The following is a 16,175-nucleotide window of genomic DNA, read 5'->3' as shown; positions in this document are numbered from 1 at the left end:
CCCGCAAAGGCGTCTACTGGTTCAGATGGTCGGAGAGAAGGTCCTAAAAATAGTCGACCAAAGCCAAAGATATTCTCCTGATTTGCGAACGGGGAGCGCTTACAATGTGGTTACCCGAACGAGAATTACGATAAGAATGGAGGCTTTCGATGCAGCAGGTCCACAAAAGCAAAATAAGAAAACGGAATAGTCAAATCGATCTGCAGCTCATGATCGTTCCTGCGCTGCTTACGCTACTGATATTCAGTTACTTGCCGATGTTCGGCATTGTAATCGCGTTCAAGGACTACAACGTGCTGGAAGGATTTTTTGGCGGAAAATGGGTAGGTCTCGCGAACTTTCGCGAGATGTTCACCGATGAAAGATTCCATTCCGCTTTGCGCAACACCCTTGCCATGAGCTCGATCAAACTATTGATCACTTTTCTCGCTCCCGTGCTGTTCGCTCTCATTTTGAACGAAGTGCCGTTTGCCCGTTTCAAGAAATGGGTACAAACGCTGACGACGCTGCCTCACTTCTTGTCTTATGTCATCATCGCTACGCTTACGATCATCTTCCTGGACCCGAAAGGTATCGTGAACGGATTGTTGAAGGCCACGGGCGTAACCGACAACCCGGTTGAATTTCTGGCCAATTCGCATTATTTCTGGATGTTGGGCGCGTCTCTGGACGTCTGGCAGGAAACGGGCTGGGGCGCCATTATTTATCTGGCCGCGATTACCGGCATTAACTTGGAAATTCACGAGGCGGCGAAAGTGGACGGAGCGGGGCGACTGCGCACGATCTGGCATATTAATTTGCCGGCGATCAAGGGGACGGTTATGGTGCTGCTCATCCTCAACATCGGCAGTCTGATGTACGGAGGGTCTAACTTTAACCAGTCGTATTTGCTCGGCAATGTATTCAACCGCGATACCTCATATGTGCTTGGTTACTACACGTTAGATAACGGCTTGATGCAGATGAGATACTCATTCGCTACGGCAGTCGATTTATTCCAGTCCTTCGTGTCTTTGTTGCTGCTGCTGGCGGCGAACTGGGGGGCGAAGAAGCTGAACGGAAGCCAAATTTTCTAATTCGAAAAGGAATGGATACGCATGAAAGCTATCAAGTTGACAAGGGAAGACCGAGCGGTCAATTTCATTGCCATCCTGCTGTCGGCCCTCTTGCTGATCTCCACGGCTTATCCGCTATATTACGTGCTGATCAACTCGTTGAACGATGGGGCGGACGCCGCTCGCGGGCACATCTATTTCTATCCGAGAGAGTTCTCTCTGGAAAATTACCGGATGGTATTCAAGCAACATTTCTTGATCACGGGTTTGGGCATGTCTGTAGCCCGAACGGTGATCGGAACGATTGCCGCGGTGCTCGTTACGGCTTTGGCTGCGTATGCGCTGACCAAAGAGCAGCTGAAGTTTCGGAAGCTATACCTCGCCATGGCGATTATCACCATGTATTTTTCCGGAGGTTTGATCCCGCTTTACTTTGTTTTGCACGAGCTTCATTTATTGGATCATTTCCTCGTCTATATTTTGCCATCGTTGTTTACCTTTTTTCATTGCTTGCTGTTTATGGCCTTTTTCCGCGAGCTGCCGAAGGAACTGTTCGAATCGGCGCACGTGGACGGAGCGAACGAGTGGTTCATCTTTTTTAGAATCGTCATCCCGCTGTCCATGCCGGTCGTTGCGACGATTACGTTGTTCGTCGGCGTCAACTATTGGAACGATTATTTTGTCCCTACCTTCTTTATTTCCAAGGAGAGTCTGCAGACGCTGCCGGTTATTCTCATTCGTCTGTTGTCGCTCACCGAGGCCCAGCAGCAAATTCAGCAGTATCTAGGTAACCACCAATCGAAAGTGACGATGGAATCGCTCCGTTACGCGACGTTGTTCGTCTCGATCTTGCCGATCACGCTGCTGTATCCGATGGTTCAGCGCTTTTTCGTCAAAGGGATGCTCGTCGGCTCGATTAAAGCCTAAATCACATTCATTTTTAGCTTGCGGTTCTTTCAAGACGGATAGCCGGCAAGTTAAAATAGATATCAAACTCAGGAGGTCATATCAAATGGGCAGCAAAAAAAGAAGTTTGTCGGCATTGATGTGTTTGTGTATGGGGGTTATGCTTCTGGCAGCTTGCTCTTCGAACGGAAACAACGACAACGCAGCTCCGTCGTCCCCGGCGACCGGCACAGAATCGGCATCTGCAAGCCCAAGCGGGCAAGAGGAGTCTGCGGCACCTTCCAGTTCTCCGATTAAGTTCGATCTATTCGTCAACTTCTCGTGGTTCGGAATGAACTGGTCCGATCCGGCCGCCAAGAATATTACGGATAAGACGGGCGTGAGTCTGAATATTACGAAGCCCGTATCGGACGACAACCAGAAAATCAATGTGATGATGTCGACAGGGGAGCTGCCCGACTTTGTCTTGCTTGACAAGAAGGACCCCGCTTTGCAGCGCATGATCGACGGCGGTTTGCTTTATTCGCTCGAGGAACTGATCGATCAATATGCCCCAGAGATGAAAAATGTGCTGCCGAAGGAGGCGCTAGCCAACTATAAAGCGAAGGACGGCAAAACGTATGCGCTGGTCAGCTTTATCGAAGGCGAGCAGTACGTGGAAGCAGCTAAAAAGTACAATGCTTTGGTCGGCTCCAACCAGTCGACATGGTCGATTCGACAAGATTATTGGGAAGAAATCGGCAAACCGGATATTAGCAACGCGGACAGCTATATTGCCGCTCTTGAGCAAATCAAAGCAAAGCACAAGGACAAAATCGGCTTCTACACGAACGCCAACGGAGTGACGAACGCCAAAAATCTGAATTCCGATGCGGTCGTTTCCTTAGGAACGGCGCGCCAGTTCGGAGTACAGTCGCTCATCAAGGACGGCGACGCCGTTAAATCGGGCCTTCGCAGCCCCGAGTACCAGAACGTCATCAAGTTTTTGAACCGGTTATCGACGAAAGGATTGCTCACCAAAGATTCTTTCATCGACACGAAGGATATTTTTACGCAAAAAATCAACAACGGAGACACGGCCTCCTACGTGTGGACGATCGGCGACGGTACAAAGGTCCCAGCGGATAATCCGAATACGTCGTATACGGTTATGCCTCCATTCGACTCGTATAAGGATGTGCGCGACGGAAGCGGCTGGACGGCGATCGCGATCACGAAGAAAAACAAAGACCCGAAAAGAGCGATTCAATTTCTGTCGTTCCTGGCGTCCGAGGAAGGCCACAAGCTGACGAAATGGGGCGTCGAGGGAGACAAATACGTTGATGCCGCGCAAGGGGCGCATTACAAGATGGTGGACGGCAAGCCGACCTACTTGCCTGAGTACTGGGCGGATAAGCAGAAGGACTGGTCGGGGGTCGCGGAGAAGAACGGCCTGTCGGAATATTGGCTGGCAGCCAATTCGACTTGGTGGAATATGCCGGAGTGGGATGCGGCCGATCCGAAGTTCATCGAGTACAACAAAATGTTCGGCGATCACATCTCCTACGATCCTTCCCTGTCCGGCCTTGAATTGGATCCGACAAGCGCGATCGGCGTGACCGAGAAGAAAATTCTCGACTTGTACATCGGCTATTATTCCAAAATGATCTTCGCCAAGGACGAGGCTGCAGCGCTTGCTCTGTATGCGGAGTTTATCGGGAAAGCCGACAAATTGGGACTTCCGGAAGTTGAGAAAGCATGGACGGAGAAGTATGCAGCCAAAATGGCCAACCGTTAAGGAATCGCAATAAGGAGGAAATCTGCATTGGAATGGAAGGAAGGGACGCAAGCTCACGGAATCGAACCGGATACGGACGTAGATATGACTGGACGAATCCGTGCGTTCATACGGGAAGAACTTGCAGACGGGACGCGGCGCTTCCGGTTTAAGCCGGGCGTGTATGAGATTGCGGACGAGAAGGCTCGGCGCGATTTCGAGGCGTTGATGAGCGGAAGCGGTCAGTGGGATCTGGGGGAAAGCGTTGATTTGAAAAATACGTTTCTTTCCTTCGAGGGTATGGAACGAATTGAGCTCGACTTCCAAGGTTCGGTGCTCAGGTTTCATGGACTTATTCAGCCCTTTTCCTTCAGGGCATGCAAGGAAGTTGTCATTCGGAACGTACGCATCGATTGGGCTCGGCCGCTGTTCTCGCAAGGAGAGATCGTTGCCGCCGATGAGAACGGGCTGGAAATCGCGTTCGACCCGGCTTATCCGGTTGCTTCCGGCTTGCCGATCGCCGCGATGCTGGATTTCGTGCCCGGAAGCGCCCACCCGCTTCGATGCAAGCTGGACTGGTTTTACTTCGCGGACCGGACGGAATTGACCGGGGAACAGCGGGTGAGAATTTCTTATAAGCCGCATATCCGGGATCAGGTGATGAGTGGTTCGCGAGCAGCCCCATCGCCCGGCCAACATGTTGTCGTTCGGCATGTGATGAACTATAAATCGGCTTTTCTATTCTATCAGTGCGATAACGTTGCGATGGAGAATGTTACGATTTACACAGCACCGGGCATGGGGGTCATCGGCCATGGCTGCGGCGACGTAACGATGCGCGGTTTGCGCGTAATGAGACGGCCGGGGAGCAGAAACGTGCTCAGCACCAATACGGACGCGACGCATTTTATCGGATGCAGCGGCACGATTACGTTCGACGATTGCTTGTTTGAGGGCATGGGCGACGACGCGACAAATGTGCACGGCTTCTATGTAAGCGTGAGAGAGATCGGTGGCGACAGAAGCCTCGTGTGCGGCATCGATGCGGATATTCAATCCGAATGTTCCGAGATTCCTGCTCCGGGAGACCGTATGGAACTGACTCGCAGGGCCACGCTTAAGCCTTATGGCGTGTTGACCGTGCGGAAAGCGGAACGATTGCCGAACGGCGATGTAGAGATTCAGTTCGAAGAGGATGTGCGGGGGTACGAGATGGGGGATCTGCTCACGAACGTTTCTCGTATGGCGACGCTGCGCTTCACCAACAGCATCGTGCGCAACAATCGGGCTCGGGCGATCCTTGTGCAGACGAGGGACGCCGTCATTGCGGACAACACTTTCGACCATTGTACAGGGTCGGCTATTCATGTGAATTGCGCAGAGGGCTGGATGGAGTCTGCAGCCACGCAAGACGTTTCGGTGACGCGCAATTTATTCCTTTCTTGCGGCTTTGGAGGCGGAACGTATCGCGGGGCTTCCGCGCTTGCGCTGATGACGGAAAGCAAAGAAGCGGAAGCGGGCGTTCATCGGGGATTTGCCTTTACTGGTAATGTTGTTTATGGCAACGGAATTCGAGGAGTTAGCTTAAGCTCGTTGGATGGAGGTTACGTGTCCGGCAATCGATTTATCGATTCGGGCGAAAATGTTCACGTCGATTGGGAGCATTGCTCGGGGATTGTTGTGGACTGAAGATGTAAATGGCGGCGTGTGGGATGTGAGCCCAGCGCCGCCTTTGCACGTTGAGGGGCTTGCGTGCGATAACGGCTGAGCCGCAGGTAGTTGTCTATTGAGCAACTACAGCGTGCGGAGGCAGCTTCGAGCAGGCAGTTAGTTGTCTATTGAGCAACTACAGCGTGCGGAGGCAGCTTGGAGTAGGCAAGTAGTTGTCTGTTGGGCAACTACAGCGTGCGGCGGCAGCTTCGAGTAGGCAGTTAGTTGTCTATTGAGCAGCTACAACGTGCGGAGGCAGGTTCGAGTGGGCAGTTAGTTGTCTAATGAGCATCTACAACGTGCGGAGGTAGCCTCGAGCAGGATGAAGGGGGCGAGGACATGAAGCTCACCGGCCGATTATGAAGTGCTTCTTTATTATTTTTCGCCTTCTAACTTAAATTTCCCCGACGTCACTTCTCCTATTTCAAGAGAGCCCTCTATTGTTAAATAAATACTCTTATTGTCCCACTTTGGGATATGTTTATAATTCAAACGCGAACTAGTATAAAATTCTTTAATCAGAGCAATTAATTCTTTACTTTTAGCGCGCAGATCAGCATCGGGTATATCGAAGATACCATTGCCTTTGTAATATGGGCTCATCTGCGGTGTTGTGCTAACGTCGATTATGACTTCAAACGATCCGTCCTCGGGATCAAGCAGTAGATGTAGCTTTTCTACTATGAAGTCGTCAGTCCGTATAATGTTCTCCGCAGAATGTTGTATTAGTTGTAGCCAGATCATTTTCGACAAGTATGAAATGCTTTGTTTATATTCCTTTGTAAAAATATCGTCATTTTTTACTGATTCAAGAGAATTCCCTATCCTCGCAATTTCTGCTTTTTGATCATTAAGTTGTTTTTTCATAGTTGATCTATCAAAATACAAGATAATTGCCATACAAAAAAATAATACTGCTAAACAAGTAGAAATGATTGCAACAAGACGATAGGGTGGGGGTGGAGCAGCAAATCCCCGCGAATACTCAAATTGATTCTCCAAAATACGACCTCCAATAATTCGACGATAAACGGTGCGGGATGGGGGGAGGGCGCTAATTAATGTGAAAGATACGCACAAGTTAGCTATACGGGTTGACTGGCGCGGACCCCCCGGAGATTAACGCGCAGTCGATGTACCTATTCGACATTTACCATCAAATTCCTGTCGAAAATAATAGCCGAGCATAGTTCGCTCGATTTGTATAAGGATCTCATTGTTGGATAATGGTTTGTTCTATTTCTGTGCGAAGGTTGGAACCTAGATCGCAAGATTGATTTTCGTCATGCCGCAAAAAAAGACGAACGCCGACGAAAACCGCGAAGGCTTGATGCCAAGCGGTTTTTGTGTTTTCTCCACCGATTCTTTCATTATTCTTTTATTCGGCTTCGATAGACTTTCTATGAGTAAACGTGAAAGTTTGGGAGGGAACAAGGTGTTGCGGAAGACAATCATGAAAACGATGAGAGTTATTTTATCGGCGATCGTGGCCTTTACCGTTATGGCTGGCGGATTCGTCGGGAGCGGACGAGCAGCCGCGGCAAGCCCCGATTTCGTGGGGGACGGTTCGGCAGGCAATCCATATCTAATCGGCACAGCGGAACAACTGAATAAAGTAAGAGGGACTTATATGGACATGGGCACCTATTTTAAGTTGACTGCGGATATCGATCTGAGCGGTTATGCGGACTGGGAGCCGATCGGAAAAGACCAGTTGGAGCCTTTTCGCGGCAACTTGGACGGCGACGAATTCACAATAACGGGGTTAACGATTAACGACGCGAACAAAGATTATGTCGGACTGTTCGGATACCTCAGTGCGGGGAGTTCCGTTGCGCTGTTAAACGTTGAAAATGCGACGATTAACGGCAATCAATCTGTAGGTGTGCTAGCCGGGTACAATGAGGGCGGAACGATTCACGACATTTCCGTATCGGGAACCGTGAACGGGATGTATAATGCGGGCGGTGTGGTCGGTTCTAACGCCGATGGGGAGATCCGGGACAGCCGCTCATCCGCGAACGTGATTGGCGCAAGCGGAAGTATCGGTATAGGCGGTCTGGCTGGTTACTCGGGTGGCGATTATGGGTTAATTATCAATAGCTACGCTTCAGGCGAAGTGAGCGGTGGCAATAGCATTGGAGGTTTGATTGGCCAAGGCTACAAAGGGGCGGTCATTAGCAGCCATGCTTCGGGTAAAGTAAGCGGGAAGCGGGAGATCGGCGGATTGGTCGGCTCAGACTCCGATGTGGCCATCATCAGCAGCTATGCTTCGGGGGAAGTGAACGGCGATATGGAAGTCGGCGGTCTCGTCGGCAATATTTCTAATTCGGGAGAAATTACGTCCAGTTACGCTCTAGGTAGTGTCGGCGGGGATGAAAATGTCGGCGGGCTAGTTGGTTGGAATAACGACAGCCGGATTAGCGATAGTTACGCTCTTGGGAATGTGAGTGGAGCAATCGGGCGATCCTCGGTCGGCGGCCTGGTAGGTAACAATATGACCGGGAAAATCAGCGAAAGCTTCGCCTCAGGCAACGTGAGTGGAACAAATAGCGTCGGCGGCTTGGTCGGTCAGAACTTTACGGCCGAGATCGCGTACAGCTACGCTTTAGGCAATGTAAACGGAAACGACGGAAGTTTCCAGGTCGGCGGTTTGGTCGGTGGTAACACGGCGGGTGCGATCAGCGCCAGCTTCGCGTCCGGGGACGTGTACGGAGGCAACGACGCTCTAGCGGTCGGGGGATTGATCGGCTACAGCAACGGAGGAACGATCGCTGAAAGCTATGCTTCGGGGGAGGTTGTCGGAAACGGAGATAGCTTTAACTTAGGCGGCTTGGTTGGCGACAATGCCGGAGAGATCTCCGACAGTTATGCTTCCGGAGGAGTAACCGGCAAGGATTATTCCGGCGGCTTGATCGGGTACAATCATGACGTTGTTATTCGAAACAGTTATGCTTCCGGCCAAGTGACCGTTGTTAGCGGGAGCCAAGAAGCCGGTGGCTTGGTCGGTTACAATATGTCCGCGTCGACGATCAACAGCTTCTACGATAAGAACACGACCGGGCAGAACGTATCGGCAGGCGGAAGCGGCGTAACGACCGGACAGATGCTGACGCAAAGCACTTACGAGAACGATGTCGCCAACGCTTGGGACTTTGCAGGGATATGGGCGCTGGATACGACACGCAACGGCGGGTATCCTTATTTGATCAAAGCTCAAGCCTATTTGGATTACGAAGGTAACGGCAATGACAGCGGAACTGGTCCGCCAAGCCAATCTTATCCTATCGGAGCTCCCGCTCGCGTGTACTCGGATGCGGTGAACTTGGTCAAAAACGGATTTTCATTCTTCGGATGGAATACGAGCGCGGACGACAGCGGCGATTCTTATCGTCCGGGAGAGATGATACATCTCACATCTTCAGCAACTTTGTACGCAAGGTGGGCGAATCCGAGCTCGGACGCAACGTTGTCTTCCACGATTGGAAGCGTCAGCGTGGGCGGCACATCAAGCGAGACAATTACTCACGTTCCTTACGGCACGAAGTTGTCCGCGTTTAAGACGAGCATTACCCCGGCGCCGGATGCGACTTACGAAGTCTACGACGCCGACGGGACAACGGTGGCAACGAGACTGGCATCGGGGAAAAAAGTCGTCGTCACTGCGCAAGACGGGACCACGAAGGTGACGTACACCGTAACGGTCGAGGCGAACAGCGAGAAGGCGATCACGTCGTTTAGCTTTGCCGAGCAAACAAAGGCGGCAACGATCGACGATTCGGCGCATACAGTAGCGGTCGAAGTGGCGCTTGGAACGGATTTGACTGGATTGGTCGCTTCGTTCGCTTTATCAGCAGGGGCGACGGCGACGGTTGGCGGCTTTGCGCAAACGAGCGGTACAACCGTTAACGACTTTACGGGACCGGTCGTATACGACGTCAAAGCGGAGGACGGCAGTACGCAGAGCTGGACAGTTACCGTTACGGTATGGAAGGGTGCGAAAGATATTACTTCTTTCAGCGTTCCTTATCAAACCAAACCGGCAGATATCGTCAAGTCGGAATCAGATTCGCAGTATAAAGTCATCGTTGAAGTCGCTCGCGGGACGAATTTGAACGGGCTGATCGCTACATTCACCTTATCCCCGGGAGCGACGGCAAAGGTTGGCGCTGTAAATCAAGTGAGCGGCACGACTCCGAACAACTTCACGACGCCTATAGTGACATATAAGGTGACAGCAGCGGACGGAACGACGCGGGATTGGCTAGTTATCGTTTCGATTGCGCCGAATACCGAGAACGACATCCTATCTTTCGGCTTCTCCCAGCAGACCGGACCGGCCGTCATTGATGCGACGGCTCATACGGTGGCGATCGAAGTGGCATATGGGACTAACGTAACTAGCTTGAAGGCTACTTACACGTTGTCCGCTGGTGCGACAGCGAAAGTCGGCACCACGTCGCAAAAGAGCGGCATAACCATTAACGATTTTACGAATCCGGTTACGTACAAGGTGAGAGCCGAGGATAATACGGCGCAGAATTGGACGGTTACCGTCACTGTCGGAGCGAACAGCGCCAAAGCGATCACGTCTTTTAGCCTAGCCTCGCAGACAAGAGTAGCTACGATTAATTCAACCGCACATACGATTGCGATTGAAGTGGCGCGTGGGACTGATTTTAGCAATTTGGTGGCGACTTTCGCTTTATCCGTCGGAGCGACGGTGAAAGTCGGTACGGTAGATCAAACAAGCGGCACGACCGCCAACGATTTCCGCAGTCCGGTGACGTACACGGTCAAAGCTGCGAACGGCACGACGCAAGATTGGGTCGTCACCGTAACCGAAGAGCCAAGCCATGTGGCGACATTATCTTCGACGATCGGCACGGTAAGCACGGGCAGCTCAGCGAGCGAGACAATTACGGGCATTCCTTACGGCACGGCATTAGCCGACTTCAAGGCGGCGATTACGCCGGCAGCGGGTGCGACGTTTAATGTCTACGACGCAGACGGCACGACGATCGCGACTACGCTTGCGTCTGGCAAGAAGGTTATCGTCACAGCGCAGGATGGAACGACAAAGACAACCTATACCGTGACGGTTGATGCGAATAGCGCCAAAGCGATAACAACGTTTAGTCTGGCCTCGCAGACAGGGGCAGCAGCAATCGATTCGGCTGCGCATTCGATCGCAATCGAAGTGGCGCACGGGACTAATCTTGGTAGCTTGATAGCGACGTTCGCTTTATCCACCGGAGCGACGGCGAAAGTCGGTACCGTTGATCAGACAAGCGGCACGACCGCCAACGATTTCCGTAGCCCGGTGACGTACACGGTCAAAGCGGAGAACGGATCGACGCAAGATTGGGTCGTTACTGTGACCGAAGAATCTAGCCACGTAGCGACATTATCTTCGACAATCGGCACGGTAAGCGCGGGCAGCTCAGCAAGCGAGACGATCACAGGGATTCCTTACGGCACAACGTTAGCCGACTTCAAGGCGGCGATCACACCTGCAGCGGGTGCGACGTTTAACGTGTACGACGCAGATGGCACGACGGTTGCAACAACACTAGCGTCTGGTAAGAGGGTCATCGTCACGGCGCAGGACGGAACGACGAAGACGACGTATACGGTGACAGTTGATGCGAACAGCGCCAAAGCGATAACATCGTTCAGCCTGGCCGCACAGACAAGTGCAGCGATGATTGATGCGACCGCACATACTGTTGCAATCGAAGTTACGCATGGGACTAATCTTAGCAGCATAGTCGCGACATTCGCTTTATCCGTCGGAGCGACGGCGAAAGTCGGAACGATAGATCAGACAAGCGGCACGACCGCCAACGATTTCCGCAGCCCGGTGACGTACACGGTCAAAGCGGAGAACGGCACAACGCAAGATTGGGTCGTCGCCGTAACCGAAGAGCCAAGCCACGTGGCGACATTATCTTCGACGATTGGTACGGTAAGCACGGGCGGGTCGGGTTCGACCACTGAGACAATTACGGGCGTGCCTTACGGCACGACGTTAGCCGACTTCAAGGCGGCGATTACGCCAGCAGCGGGTGCGACGTTTAGCGTGTACGATTCGGACGGCACGTCGGTCGCGACTGTGCTTGCGTCCGGCAAGAAGGTGATCGTCACGGCGCAGGACGGAACGACAAAGACGACGTACACGGTGACGGTGGATGCGAATAGCGCCAAAGCGATAACATCATTTAGCCTTGCCTCCCAGACAGGGACTGCGACGATCGATGCGACGGCGCATACGATCGCAATCGAAGTGGTGCACGGGACCAATGTCAGCAGTTTGGTAGCGGCATTCGCTTTATCGGCAGGAGCAACGGCGAAAGTCGGGACGGTAGATCAAACAAGCGGTACGACCGCCAACGATTTCCGCAGCCCGGTAACTTACACTGTCAAAGCGGAGAACGGCACAACGCAAGATTGGGTTGTAACGGTATCCGAAGAGCCAAGCCACGTTGCGACGTTATCTTCGACAATCGGCACGGTAAGCACGGGCGGGTCGGGCTCGACCACTGAGACAATTACGGGGATTCCTTACGGCACGACGTTAGCCGACTTCAAGGCGGCGATCACTCCGGCAACGGGTGCGACGTTTAACGTGTACGACGCAGACGGCACGACGATCGCGACAACACTTGCGTCTGGCAAGAAAGTCATCGTCACGGCGCAAGATGGCATGACAAAGACGACGTACACGGTGACGGTCAACCCTGCTTCGAGCGGTGGTGGAATCGGCGGAGGCCCGGCGACGCCGGGAGATACCGTCTTGAAGTCGAAGAACGGCAAGCTAACGCTTCCGGCAGGCCGAGAGGGCGAAGTGAGCTTGGATGACGAAGTCATCGTCTTCATTCCGGCTGGCGCGACGGACAAAGAATTACAAGTCACGATTGATAAAGTAACGGATGCGCAGAAGCTGCTTCTGAACAATGAAGTTCCGCTGAGCTCGGTTTTCGAGTTGCTGAAGAGCTTCAGGGACAACTTCAAGAAGCCGGTCACGCTTACGTTCCTGTTCGATCCTGCCAAAATCAAAAGAGGCCAATCGGCATCCGTGTTTTACTATGATGAAGAGAAGAAAAACTGGATCGATATCAAGGGCGGCGTCATCACCGGAAACCGTATCACTGTAACCGTCGATCACTTTACGAAGTTCGCGGTGCTCGCTGTTGGCCAACCGGCAGAGGAGCCAGGCGAACACCCTTCGGCCGACTTGAGAGATATTGCCGGGCACTGGGCCGAGGCTGTGATTAAGAAAGCGGTCGCCGGCGGCATCGTCTCTGGCTATACAGACGGTACGTTCAAACCGAACAAATCGATCTCCAGAGCCGAGTTCGCGGTTATGTTGATGAAGGTATTAAAGGTATTACAGTCGCAAGAGCAAGGGGCGGGACAAACTCCAGCCTTTACTGATGCGGACCAAATCGGATCTTGGGCGAAAAACGCAGTAGCGTCGGCGGCGCAAGCCGGAATCGTCAGCGGTTATACGGATGGGACATTCCGCCCGACAGCTGCCATTACGCGTGCCGAGATGGCCGTGATGATCGCCAAAGCGCTAGGTCTGACTCTGAATCCAGAAGCGATAACTAGCTTCGGAGATGATAAGCTCATCCCGTCATGGGCGAAAGGTGCGGCGGCTGAAGTCAAGAGGTTGGGTCTTATGGAAGGCAAAGGAGCGAACCAGTTCCATCCGAACGATCAAGCGACGAGGGCAGAAGCCGTAACGGTTTTATTGAAAATGCTTGCTCTAGCAAATAAGACGGAATAATGGCAAAGGGGCCCTTCGGTCGACGACCAGCGAAGGGTCCCTTTGCTTTACTGTCCGTCCGTCGCATTGTGGCGCCGTACGTTCGTATGGTATCCTAAATCGTCAAGACATGATCGGACGAAGGAGATATTATGACATTTAACGATTTAAAGTTGATTCCACAAATTTTGAAGGCGCTGGCGCAAGAGAATTACACGACGCCGACTCCAATTCAGGAGAAAGCGATTCCTGCCGTATTGTCGGGAAGAGACTTGCTCGGCTGCGCACAGACGGGAACGGGCAAGACGGCGGCTTTCTCGCTGCCGATCATTCAGTTGCTGACCGAGAAAGCTGGCAACCAAAGCGGCAAGCGACGCGTTCGTTCTTTGATTTTGACGCCTACGCGAGAGCTTGCCATCCAGATCGCCGATAATATCGAAGCTTACAGCCGATTCACCGGCTTGCGCAATGTGCCGATTGTGGGCGGCGTGCCGCAGAAGCCGCAAGAACAGGCGCTTGCTCAAGGGGCGGATATCGTCATTGCGACGCCGGGACGCCTGATCGACCTCATTAATCAACAGCATATCGACTTGCAGCATGTCGAAATTGTTGTTCTTGATGAAGCAGACAGAATGCTCGACATGGGCTTTATCCACGACGTAAGGAGAATTATCGGCAAACTGCCGACCAAGAGGCAAACGTTGTTCTTCTCTGCAACGATGCCGCCGGAGATCGCCGACTTGGTCAAGTCGTTGTTGAAAGATCCTGTGAAAGTGGAAATTACGCCTGTATCTTCGACAGCGGAGCGTATTCAGCAATCGGTGTATTTGGTTGACAAGGAAAACAAGCAGAAGCTGTTGAACGATCTAATGCAGGATCGATCCATCACATCCGCGATTGTGTTTACCCGCACGAAACACGGGGCGGACCGCGTCGCGCGCGGACTGAACAAGGCTGGCGTAACTGCTCAAGCGATTCATGGAGACAAGTCGCAAAATTCGCGCCAGGCAGCGCTGAACAACTTTAAGAACGGCACGACGCGTGCGCTCGTCGCGACGGACATCGCCGCGCGGGGCATTGATGTGGACGAGTTGTCTCATGTAATCAACTACAACTTGCCGAATGTTCCGGAGACGTACGTCCACCGCATCGGCCGCACGGGCCGTGCGGGACTAAGCGGCATTGCGATTTCCTTCTGCGAATATGAGGAAATTCCGTATTTGAAGGCGATCGAGAAGCTGACAGGCAAGCGTGTTCCCGAGGTGAAAGATCACGCCTACCCGATGCTGAACACGACTAAAGCCGAGCCCGCACAGAACAGCGGCGCCCGCAACAACGGTCCGAAGCCGCGCGCCGAGCAGGCGAAGCAGCAACCGTTGCTGCAACAGGAGCAACGTTCGAAGCAAGCGTCTCGGCCAAGCGCCGGGAACCAGCCGTCGAACAACGGCGGACAACGTTCCGGAAGGAATCCGGGGCAAGGGCAACGCCCCCGTCCGCAGCAGCCTCAACCTCGTTAACAACGATACAACAAGCCATCAAGCCGTTTCATGAGCAGCGATCATTTTGCCCATGCGACGGTTTTTTTGTGACGCTGATTTTTTTATAAAGTGCGAAGTGCGAACCTTTTGATCTTTCAAAGTGTATATAGGTTGTTACTTTTGGAAGAAAGAGGTGGGGAGTAGGTTGGAGATTGGAAAAGAGCAGGCTCACACTTTATTCGATGATTATTCTACCTATGTTTATCGTGTGGCGTATTTGCTGACCAAATCAAATATGCAAGCAGAGGATATTACGCAAGAAGCATTCATTCAAGCTTTTCGCAAATTCAGCAGCTATGATCCGAACAAGCCTTTCAAACCTTGGATATCCAAAATAGCCGTGAACCTGGCAAGGAATAACATGCGCAAGACGAGATGGTTGAGTTTTTTCGCAGGGGTGCCGGAGCACGACCGGGTAGATGGAATCGAGGCGTCTATTCTGGAAAACGAAAGGGATCGAGAATTATGGCTGGAGGTAAACAAGCTGTCGCGTAAGAGGAAGGAAGTTGTTGTGCTTCATTTTTATGCAGACCTCAAGCTTTATGAAGTTGCCGATATCCTCGGCATTCCACTAGGGACTTGCAAATCCAGGCTGCATTCGGCGCTAAATATGCTAAGAAAGCAAATGATGGACACAGAGTCATATTTGTTGATAAAAGGCGGTGAAACGATTGAACAATCAAGCGGACATTAGTCGAGTGATGGACACGGTTATGACGGAACGACATCCCAAAGTTTCGTTCGAAGAAGTCTGGCGCAAGGCTACATTAGTCAAGTCCCGCAGAACGTCCAAACGAATGGCGTGGGCAATCGTATTATCCGTGCTTGTTGCAGTTACGGCAGGTTTTACTTATTATACTACCCTGAATTGGGCGAATTCCAAGGTGACCTTCGCGCCCCAAAATGATGATCTATCGACGATGTTAACTCCTCTTGAAGGGTTCGAGAATTTGTTGAAAAGATCGAGCGAGAAAAATGTCGGGCTTTCCGAATCCATTAAAATAGCTAAATTCCCTATCAGGGTAGTGTCGGAACAACCTGGTTGGACGAAGCTCGAAAGTTTTGGAAAAGCAGAGAATCCGTTTATCTATGTCGACTTGTTCGTTAGCGCTGCCAGAGAGCGGATAGTTGTTATTCAAAGCTATGAAAGCAGCTTCACAGCATCCGAAATCAATAAGGACGAATCGTCAACTTTCCAAGTCCAATACCCTCATGGGTCAAAAATTTTATCGGGCTTCGGAGACGATTTGGCTGTGCTTATGGATCTTCAAAAGGGGCGCTACCAGCTTGCCCTTTATCATAAAGAAATCGAGGGGCAGCAGGTGACTGCGATCGATTTGTGGGGGTATGACCCGGATACTTTGAAAAGATTCGCCAAAGAGTATTTGAAGGCTCCCGCTCAATAAGAATGATCAACAAAATTTCAAACTCCCCCGTTT

General features: G+C 52.0%; 9 protein-coding genes. 8 read left to right on the top strand and 1 reads right to left on the bottom strand.

Going from position 1 to position 16,175, the window contains the following annotated elements:
- The first annotated feature begins 149 nt into the window (after positions 1 to 149).
- From ACFPOF_RS30740 to ACFPOF_RS30725, 4 genes are all read left to right on the top strand, one after another.
- The gene (locus ACFPOF_RS30740; protein ID WP_378139509.1) at positions 150 to 1,076 is read left to right on the top strand and encodes an ABC transporter permease; all 927 of its coding nucleotides are present in this window, start codon (positions 150 to 152) and stop codon (positions 1,074 to 1,076) included.
- A gap of 21 nt (positions 1,077 to 1,097) precedes the next feature.
- Complete coding sequence (locus tag ACFPOF_RS30735; RefSeq protein ID WP_378139507.1) at positions 1,098 to 1,982, top strand: carbohydrate ABC transporter permease; 885 nt, start codon at positions 1,098 to 1,100, stop codon at positions 1,980 to 1,982.
- Between the two features lie 85 nt (positions 1,983 to 2,067).
- Complete coding sequence (locus ACFPOF_RS30730) at positions 2,068 to 3,738, top strand: extracellular solute-binding protein (RefSeq protein ID WP_378139505.1); 1,671 nt, start codon at positions 2,068 to 2,070, stop codon at positions 3,736 to 3,738.
- 27 nt (positions 3,739 to 3,765) lie between these two features.
- Positions 3,766 to 5,406: a right-handed parallel beta-helix repeat-containing protein gene (locus ACFPOF_RS30725; protein WP_378139503.1), complete on the top strand. Its 1,641-nt coding sequence runs from the start codon at positions 3,766 to 3,768 to the stop codon at positions 5,404 to 5,406.
- A gap of 396 nt (positions 5,407 to 5,802) precedes the next feature.
- On the opposite strand, the gene ACFPOF_RS30720 is transcribed toward ACFPOF_RS30725, so the two are convergent.
- Positions 5,803 to 6,429 (bottom strand): hypothetical protein, encoded by a 627-nt coding sequence (locus ACFPOF_RS30720; RefSeq protein WP_378139501.1) that lies wholly within the window; start codon positions 6,427 to 6,429, stop codon positions 5,803 to 5,805.
- Positions 6,430 to 6,880: 451 nt separating this feature from the next.
- Here ACFPOF_RS30720 and ACFPOF_RS30715 point away from each other — a divergent pair, with 451 nt between their 5' ends.
- The 4 genes from ACFPOF_RS30715 (at position 6,881) to ACFPOF_RS30700 (ending at position 16,142) form a co-directional block, all read left to right on the top strand.
- Positions 6,881 to 13,219 (top strand): S-layer homology domain-containing protein, encoded by a 6,339-nt coding sequence (locus ACFPOF_RS30715; protein ID WP_378139499.1) that lies wholly within the window; start codon positions 6,881 to 6,883, stop codon positions 13,217 to 13,219.
- 131 nt (positions 13,220 to 13,350) lie between these two features.
- Positions 13,351 to 14,715, top strand: a complete 1,365-nt coding sequence (locus ACFPOF_RS30710) for a DEAD/DEAH box helicase (protein ID WP_378139497.1) — start codon at positions 13,351 to 13,353, stop codon at positions 14,713 to 14,715.
- Between the two features lie 166 nt (positions 14,716 to 14,881).
- Positions 14,882 to 15,430, top strand: a complete 549-nt coding sequence (locus ACFPOF_RS30705; protein ID WP_378139495.1) for an RNA polymerase sigma factor — start codon at positions 14,882 to 14,884, stop codon at positions 15,428 to 15,430.
- Positions 15,408 to 16,142 (top strand): hypothetical protein, encoded by a 735-nt coding sequence (locus tag ACFPOF_RS30700; protein WP_378139493.1) that lies wholly within the window; start codon positions 15,408 to 15,410, stop codon positions 16,140 to 16,142. The genes ACFPOF_RS30705 and ACFPOF_RS30700 overlap by 23 nt, the downstream gene beginning before the upstream one ends.
- Positions 16,143 to 16,175: the final 33 nt, after the last annotated feature.

The sequence above is a fragment of the Cohnella soli genome (genome assembly GCF_042655525.1).
Taxonomy (GTDB): Bacteria; Bacillota; Bacilli; order Paenibacillales; family Paenibacillaceae; genus Cohnella; species Cohnella soli.
This window is presented reverse-complemented; position numbering and strand designations above follow the sequence as displayed.

Excerpts from the sequence above, each read along its gene's own strand:
- ACFPOF_RS30730 (WP_378139505.1), top strand. The coding sequence starts at position 2,068 with ATGGGCAGCAAAAAAAGAAGTTTGTCGGCATTGATGTGTTTGTGTATG.
- ACFPOF_RS30740 (WP_378139509.1), top strand. The coding sequence starts at position 150 with ATGCAGCAGGTCCACAAAAGCAAAATAAGAAAACGGAATAGTCAAATC.
- ACFPOF_RS30710 (WP_378139497.1), top strand. The coding sequence starts at position 13,351 with ATGACATTTAACGATTTAAAGTTGATTCCACAAATTTTGAAGGCGCTG.
- ACFPOF_RS30735 (WP_378139507.1), top strand. The coding sequence starts at position 1,098 with ATGAAAGCTATCAAGTTGACAAGGGAAGACCGAGCGGTCAATTTCATT.
- ACFPOF_RS30715 (WP_378139499.1), top strand. The coding sequence starts at position 6,881 with ATGAAAACGATGAGAGTTATTTTATCGGCGATCGTGGCCTTTACCGTT.